The sequence below is a fragment of the Vibrio sp. Vb0304 genome (genome assembly GCF_033338995.1).
GTDB lineage: Bacteria > Pseudomonadota > Gammaproteobacteria > Enterobacterales > Vibrionaceae > Vibrio > Vibrio alginolyticus.
This window is the reverse complement of the sequence record NZ_JAWOTT010000023.1, coordinates 60,718-67,760: the sequence shown is the minus strand read 5'-3', so window position 1 is coordinate 67,760 and position 7,043 is coordinate 60,718. Positions and strand designations below refer to the sequence as shown.

Here is a 7,043-nt window from a genome sequence, read left to right as displayed (position 1 = left end):
TTTTCTCTTGAGCATTGTTGAAGATGTAGGGAGGAAAAGATGATCAGTGGAGACACAATCTTATTTGCGCTAATGGTGGTAACTGGAGTTAATATGGTCCGGTATCTCACCGCTCTTCGTTCTCTAATTTATATCATGCGTGAAGCGCATCCGCTGTTATATCAGCAAGTTGATGGTAATGGTTTTTTTACCACTCATGGAAATGTCACCAAGCAGGTGAGGTTGTATCACTACATTAAAAGTAAAGAATATCATCATCACCACGATGAAATTTTTACTGGTAAGTGTGAAAGAGTGCGTGAATTGTTTGTTCTATCGACCGCGTTGCTCGGCGTGACGCTACTTGCGGCCTTCATTCTCTAAGAGTCAATAATCCAGAAGTTGTTCTGTCTGAGATTTTGCGGACATACAGAGCGCTTAGAGTTTAAGCGCTTTTCCCTTTCGGTATTTGTCGGTAGAATGTCGCGCCTAGAAAGCAAGGATGTGCAATGTGCACATCCTTTTTTATTTTGATTCGATACCAATCAGTCTAAGAGCTACCGATGAGTAAGAAATTTGATGTTGTTGTAATTGGCGCAGGCGCAGCAGGTTTAATGTGTGCTGCAGAAGCAGGCAAGCGAGGCCGCCGTGTTTTGGTGCTCGATCATGCTAAAAAGCCAGGACGTAAAATCCTTATCTCGGGCGGTGGTCGTTGTAACTTCACTAACTACGACGTTTCAGCTAATCACTATTTGTGTCAAAACCCGCACTTTGTTAAGTCGGCGCTCTCCCAATACACTAACTGGGATTTCATCTCGATGGTGTGTAAACATGGCATTGAGTTCGAAGAGCGTGATCACGGCCAGTTGTTTTGTGTCGATGCATTTACGGCCAAAGATATCGTGAAGATGTTGTTAGCTGAGTGTGACATGCCGAACATCGAGCAGCGTTACCAATGCGATGTTCATTCGATTGAAAAAATTGATGAAGGCTTTCGTTTGCATGCTGGTACTGAGATTGTCGAATGTGAGTCTTTAGTTATCGCAACAGGTGGCTTGTCGATGCCAAAACTGGGAGCGACACCATTTGGTTATAAAGTCGCGGAACAATTTGGTCTTCGAGTTATCCCAACCACGGCAGGGCTTGTACCATTTACTCTGCATAAAGAAGACAAAGAAGACTTTGCTGAGTTATCTGGTATCGCGGTACCTGCGGAAATTACGGCTGAAGATGGCACCATGTTCAAAGAAGCCCTGTTGTTCACACATCGTGGGTTATCTGGTCCAGCAGTGTTACAGATTTCTTCATTCTGGCGGGCCGGACAAAAGGTGTTGATCAATCTTGTGCCAAACGATGATGTTGCTGAGTTATTAGAACGCAGTCGTGAGAAGCATCCAAATCAGTCACTCAAGAATACGCTTGCCAAAGTGCTGCCTAAGCGTCTGGTTGAAGTCTTAATTGAACGTAAAGAGCTAGTCGATAAACCGCTAAAACAGTTCAATCAAAAGGAGCTTGCGGCGATTGTGGAGCGTCTAGAGCATTGGGATATCGCCCCGAATGGCACTGAAGGCTACCGAACTGCGGAAGTGACACTCGGCGGTGTCGATACTGATCACTTATCCTCGAAAACCATGGAATGCAAAGACATTAAAGGGCTTTATTTTATTGGTGAAGTGATGGATGTGACTGGTTGGCTAGGGGGCTACAATTTTCAGTGGTGCTGGTCGAGCGGCTTTGTTGCGGGGCAGTGGGTTTAATCAAACACCAAACGCAGCCTAACTGCATAAAAGATAAGATACAAAAAGAGCACTGAATAAAATTCAGTGCTCTTTTTGTACTCCCATAGCGAGTTACTCGTCTTGATACTTTTCGAGTTTGTTATAGAGCGTTTTCACGCTAATGCCTAACTCCTGCGCTGATTCCGTTTTATTGCCTTGATTCTCTTCAAGGGTATTGAGAATGGCGGCTTTTTCTAGCTCTTCTAGCGAAACGCCCGCCGGAACAAGGTCTTCGATGCTGGTGCCTGTTTCCAATGGTGGTGTGTCGAAGATAAGATGTTCATCTCGGATGGTGTCATCAGCCAAAATGAATGCACGCTCGATCGTGTGTTTGAGCTCACGGACATTACCTGGCCAGTCGTGTGCAGCGATTTTTTGGATCGCAGAGTCAAGAATCGTTTTGGTTTTTGCCTCATTGGCGTTGCGGTGCGCAATAAAGTGCTTGGCCAGACCTACGATATCACCGCCTCGTTCTCGCAGTGGCGGTATCGTTAATGGGAAATGCGATAAGCGGAAAAACAGATCTTCACGCAGGAACTGCTCCTCAATGGCGATTTTAGGATCACGGTTTGTAGCAGCAATGATGCGAGTATTAGCGATATGAACCGTATTACTGCCAACTGGGCGATACTCTCCGGTTTCTAGCACCCGCAATAGCTTCACTTGATGCTCGATAGGCATCTCGGTGATTTCATCTAAAAATAGGGTGCCGCCCTCTGCCTGCTTAAATACACCTTGGTGAGTTTTATTTGCTCCGGTAAAAGCGCCTTTCTCATGGCCAAACAGTTCACTATCAACCAATTCAGGGCTAATGGCACCACAGTTAATCGCTATAAAGGGCTGTTGTTTACGCTCACTCGCTAAGTGGATGGTCTGCGCCACCAGTTCTTTGCCTGATCCACTTTCACCGACAATAAGGACGTTGGCTTCTGTTTTAGCAACGCGCCTGATCATACGATAGAGCTGATGCATCGGAGAGGAAGAGCCGACCAAAAGACCAAATTGGTCAAGATCGCTGGTGGACACTTTACGCCCTTGATCTTGTTTGTGTTGATAGTACTGGCTGACTTCGCTCAGGGTGTCCGTCAGAATGGCAATATCAACGGGCTTTCTGTAGTGAAAAATAGCACCCAAGTTCATCAGCTTATCCAAGTTCTCGTTTGGAGCGCCTGAGCTAATGATGATCAAGTCCATATCGTAGATGTCTTCGATATTAGAAAGACGTTGATAATCTGCACTAGTAAAGTGGGCGACTTCAACAATCGCAACTTCCGGTTTGAGTTGTAGGAAATCTTCAATCCATTGGTCTGCGGCATCGATGTCATGCAGACGAAATTTGTTCAGTTCCTGGCAAGAAGCGATGGCATTTTTAAGTGATGGATCTTGTATTCTTAGAAACAGGCTTGGCATCGACATAGAAATGTCCTCTTTACTATGACAGAAACAATGTACGTGGATTATTCTCACTTCACAAGACAAAATATTGTCAGCATAGATTTAAGGATTTGTTCGGTATTTTTATGTTATTAGCCCCTTTTTGATATATATCGGTGAGAGCCATCAGTAGATATTTCCTTTTGTTCAGATTTTTATTTTTAAAATAATAATTTTGCTATTAATTGATTCTGGAGAAATAGCCTTTCTGTTTTATCAGGTTATTTAGGCACAAGTGACGGAGGCTTTATCACCGATTAAAAATTACATTTTTTACGTGTAAATAATTCATGCTTATACTTTATTGCTCATCTCATTTTTACCTCTTTCCTTTATTAGTCACTTAAAAACAATGAGTTATAAAGTTGGCACGTGGTTTGCTCCTAGGGAAGTGCAACGTCAATAAAGGAGAATTACCATGAATAACATCGCAGCTAAAATTGTACTTACGTCAGTTCTTGCTACTTCATCTACAGCAGTCTTAGCGAGTGATAAATGGGAAAAAGAATCCATGGACGCTTGGCTAGATGGTAAAGCTGAAACCACACTACTGCTAAACAGCAATCTCAACTCTTTTGATATCAATACCGATGTTGAGAATCAGGTCGTTACCCTTTCTGGTTCGGTAAACAATGATCTTGAAAAATCACTTGCCGAAGAGCTTGTTACTGGTCTTGATGGTGTGAAAAAAGTAAACAACGAATTGTCAGTAGTGAATGAAGGCAAGAAAGAAACTGATTCAGAAGCTTTAGCTACACTGACCGATTCTAAAATCACGACTATAGTTAAAACGCGCCTACTAATGGATACCAATGTGAGTGGTACGGATATTGATGTAACGACAGAACGCAAAACGGTAACGTTGGCAGGTCAAGTTAATTCAGATGCGGAGCATGATCTTGCAATTTCAATTGCAAATAACACCAATGACGTAAATAAGGTGATTGATAAGCTAGAAGTGGTTCAATAATAGCGAGCCGAGTGATTTAACCCACTTTTATTAGGAGGTAACACTATGGTTCGTTGGATGTTTATTTTTCTGGCACTGGCACTAATTTCTGCACTATTAGGCTTTACTGGTATTGCAGGAGCTGCTGCCTCTATCGCGCAAGTGATATTTTACCTATTCCTATTGTCATTAATTGTATCAATAGTGATTGTTCTGCTGGGAAGAAAAAACGTAAATAGATAGGAGATTCCATGCGACTTACGTCATTTATTTACCGTATCGCCGCAGTATTCGGTTTGGTGTTTGCGTTGGCAGCTTGTAGTGAAGAAGGGCCAATGGAACAGGCCGGCAAAAAGATAGATGAAGCCGCCGAAGAAACCCAAAATGCGATTGAAGATGAATGTGAAAACATTAAAGAAAACCTAAACGCTGAAGACCAAGACTGTTAGCCGAATCAGGTTAGGTTTTTTACGCATAGCTATGTAAGAGAGGGGCGGTCAATAACCGCCCTTCCTTTTGTCCCAATTGTTTACAATCAGATAAGGAGTCAAAGATGAAAAACATATTTGATGTACTGAAAGAGAGTCATGAAAAGCAACGCCTTTTACTCGATGCTCTGATGGAAACGTCTGGAGATTCCCCCGCTCGTGAAGAGTTTTATCACAACCTTAAAGAGGAACTCGAACAGCACGCAGCGGCAGAAGAGCGGTTTTTCTACGCGCCTTTAATAGATAGCGATAAGACCATTGATCTCACTCGCCATGGCATCGCAGAGCATCATGAAATTGATAAAGTGATTGCACAGCTTGATGCAACCGATATGAGCTCGCCAGCGTGGCTCAACCTAATGAAAACCTTACGTCACAAAGTGTTGCACCATCTTGAGGAAGAAGAGCAGCGTTTCTTCCAGTTAGCCGGCAAGGTAATGACCGATAAGCAGAAAATGAAACTAGCGGATGGTTATGTTGAAGAGGTGGCAAGCTAGGTAGAGTGTTGGACCTTTTCGTGCCATTTCGGCACGGGAAGGCACTCAATCAAGGCGTTTACTCAAGTTCATGTATCCAAGCTCAATCCCCCGCGTATTCTAACTTCCACTAAAAAGTGCACTCGCTGAAGGCAAGGAGAGCGAATGTTTATCATCAAATATTATATTCTTGGCGCTCTGATCAGTTTATTGGCCGCTATCTATACGCCTCAAATTATCGTTAGTCTGCTGTTCTTGTGGATATCTCTTTCTTTAGCGTTGGTCAGCGTAGCCTACGTATTCGACATTCCCTCTATTTTTAGAAAAAACCAAGATGGCAAGATTGTCAGGTGGATTCGCTGGGCATTCATCCCATTTTTATTGGGGGCTAGAGCGTATAACGCCTGGGAAAGACGGCGTGATACTGTACCTCCAATCCAAAAAGTCAGCGACAATTTATACCTATCTCGCCGTTTGTTTCAGAGTGACTTAGATTTTCTCGAATCCAATGAGATCTCTTGTATTGTCGATGTCACCGCAGAATTTGCAGGCCTTGAAAGCGCGATGACCGACAAGCAGTTTCATTACCTTTCGATTCCGGTACTCGACCACAAAGCCCCAACGCTAGAGCGCCTGCGCCATGCGATTAACTGGATTGATACTCAAATCTCGTGCTCGCGGGCAGTGGTTGTGCATTGTGCGTTAGGGCGTGGTCGTTCAGTGTTTGTTGTGGCGGCGTATTTATTAAGCAAAGACCCGTCACTGACGGTTGAATCCGTGATGAAAAAAATCAATGACGTACGCAGTACCGCGAGATTGAATAAATTACAGATTAGAACGTTACGAGCGATCAGTGAAAAAGGCGTGCTAGGGCTGGATCAATCCACTTGGATGGTGGTTAACCCTGTTGCAGGTGGCGGAAAATGGGAGGAAAACGAACAGCACTTGATTCGTGAACTAACCAAAAAATATCGCTTGAGTATTCATCAAACCACCACAAACCTCAGCGCCGAGCAGCTAACACAACAGGCAAAAGAAAATGGAGCTAAGCAAATCATCGTAGCTGGTGGCGATGGCACAGTAACAGAGGTGGCGAGCCAATTGGTGGATACCGACCTAAAACTCGGTATTGTTCCGCTCGGAACTGCCAATGCGTTATGTCATGTGCTCTATGGCGTTGGCGCAAAATTCTCACCGGTCGAAAAAGCGTGTGAAGCGTTGCTTGGCGGACACTGCCAACGTATTGATACTGCGGAATGTAATCAGCGGCTTATTTTATTGGTCTTAGGCATTGGGCTAGAACAGAAAATGATCGAGCACGCTCAGCGAGAAGAGAAAAATGTTTTTGGACAACTAGCTTACCTCACCGGCTTTTTTAATGCTGTAGTGGCGGAAGAAACGCAAGCTTTAACCGTTTCGTTAGACGATCCAACTGAAGATGGAAACCACGACAATAATACACAAACGCTTGAAGTCCATAGTTTTGTCGTTGCGAATATCGCTCCATTTAGTACGTTGCTTGCCCAAGGTGGTGATGCGCCGCAGCCTGATGATGGCAAGCTGCATATCACATATTTAGATAACACCGAGTCTTTAGGCGGACGTCTTATCGCATTGTCGGATCTGACATTAACGAGCGTAGGCGCACAGGAAGAATCGACACATTTTCAATACGCGACGGCTCAGAGCGTCACTATTTCTGCGAATAAACCGATTGAGTATGTGATTGATGGTGAACTGTATTCTGATGAGCAACTGGCAATCAAGCTGCGTCCAAAGTCATTGAACGTATTTGTTCCAAGCCAGAGACGTAAATCAGCTTCGCTTTAACACAGATAATCCGCGGATAACGCGCCATTTGCTTCGTATTCTACATGGCGCTTTTTCTGTGTTGTTTGATGATTTGGTGTGCGTCGTAAAAAGGCTATCAAGGTCGCTG

At 44.0% G+C, this 7,043-nt stretch carries 8 protein-coding genes; 7 read left to right on the top strand and 1 reads right to left on the bottom strand.

Features of this window, described 5'->3' with window-relative positions; all coding sequences use genetic code 11:
* Positions 1–39: 39 nt before the first annotated feature.
* Positions 40–363, top strand: a complete 324-nt coding sequence (gene uspB / locus R7P35_RS20080) for a universal stress protein UspB (RefSeq protein ID WP_005379169.1) — start codon at positions 40–42, stop codon at positions 361–363.
* Between the two features lie 179 nt (positions 364–542).
* A complete protein-coding gene (locus tag R7P35_RS20075; RefSeq protein WP_005382944.1) occupies positions 543–1,736 on the top strand; it encodes an NAD(P)/FAD-dependent oxidoreductase in 1,194 nt (397 codons plus the stop codon).
* Between the two features lie 93 nt (positions 1,737–1,829).
* On the opposite strand, the gene R7P35_RS20070 is transcribed toward R7P35_RS20075, so the two are convergent.
* A complete protein-coding gene (locus R7P35_RS20070) occupies positions 1,830–3,173 on the bottom strand; it encodes a sigma-54 interaction domain-containing protein (protein WP_005382945.1) in 1,344 nt (447 codons plus the stop codon).
* Between the two features lie 436 nt (positions 3,174–3,609).
* Here R7P35_RS20070 and R7P35_RS20065 point away from each other — a divergent pair, with 436 nt between their 5' ends.
* The 5 genes from R7P35_RS20065 (at position 3,610) to R7P35_RS20045 (ending at position 6,934) form a co-directional block, all read left to right on the top strand.
* Entirely contained in the window at positions 3,610–4,161 is a 552-nt protein-coding gene (locus R7P35_RS20065; RefSeq protein WP_042522589.1) for a BON domain-containing protein, read from the top strand.
* A 45-nt stretch (positions 4,162–4,206) separates the two neighbouring features.
* Complete coding sequence (locus tag R7P35_RS20060) at positions 4,207–4,383, top strand: DUF1328 family protein (protein ID WP_005379177.1); 177 nt, start codon at positions 4,207–4,209, stop codon at positions 4,381–4,383.
* Between the two features lie 8 nt (positions 4,384–4,391).
* Entirely contained in the window at positions 4,392–4,589 is a 198-nt protein-coding gene (locus tag R7P35_RS20055) for a hypothetical protein (protein WP_005379178.1), read from the top strand.
* Between the two features lie 104 nt (positions 4,590–4,693).
* On the top strand, positions 4,694–5,125 hold the full coding sequence (locus R7P35_RS20050; protein ID WP_042522590.1) for a hemerythrin domain-containing protein: 432 nt from the start codon (positions 4,694–4,696) through the stop codon (positions 5,123–5,125).
* A 144-nt stretch (positions 5,126–5,269) separates the two neighbouring features.
* Complete coding sequence (locus tag R7P35_RS20045; protein ID WP_042522591.1) at positions 5,270–6,934, top strand: diacylglycerol kinase family protein; 1,665 nt, start codon at positions 5,270–5,272, stop codon at positions 6,932–6,934.
* The last annotated feature ends 109 nt before the right edge of the window (positions 6,935–7,043 follow it).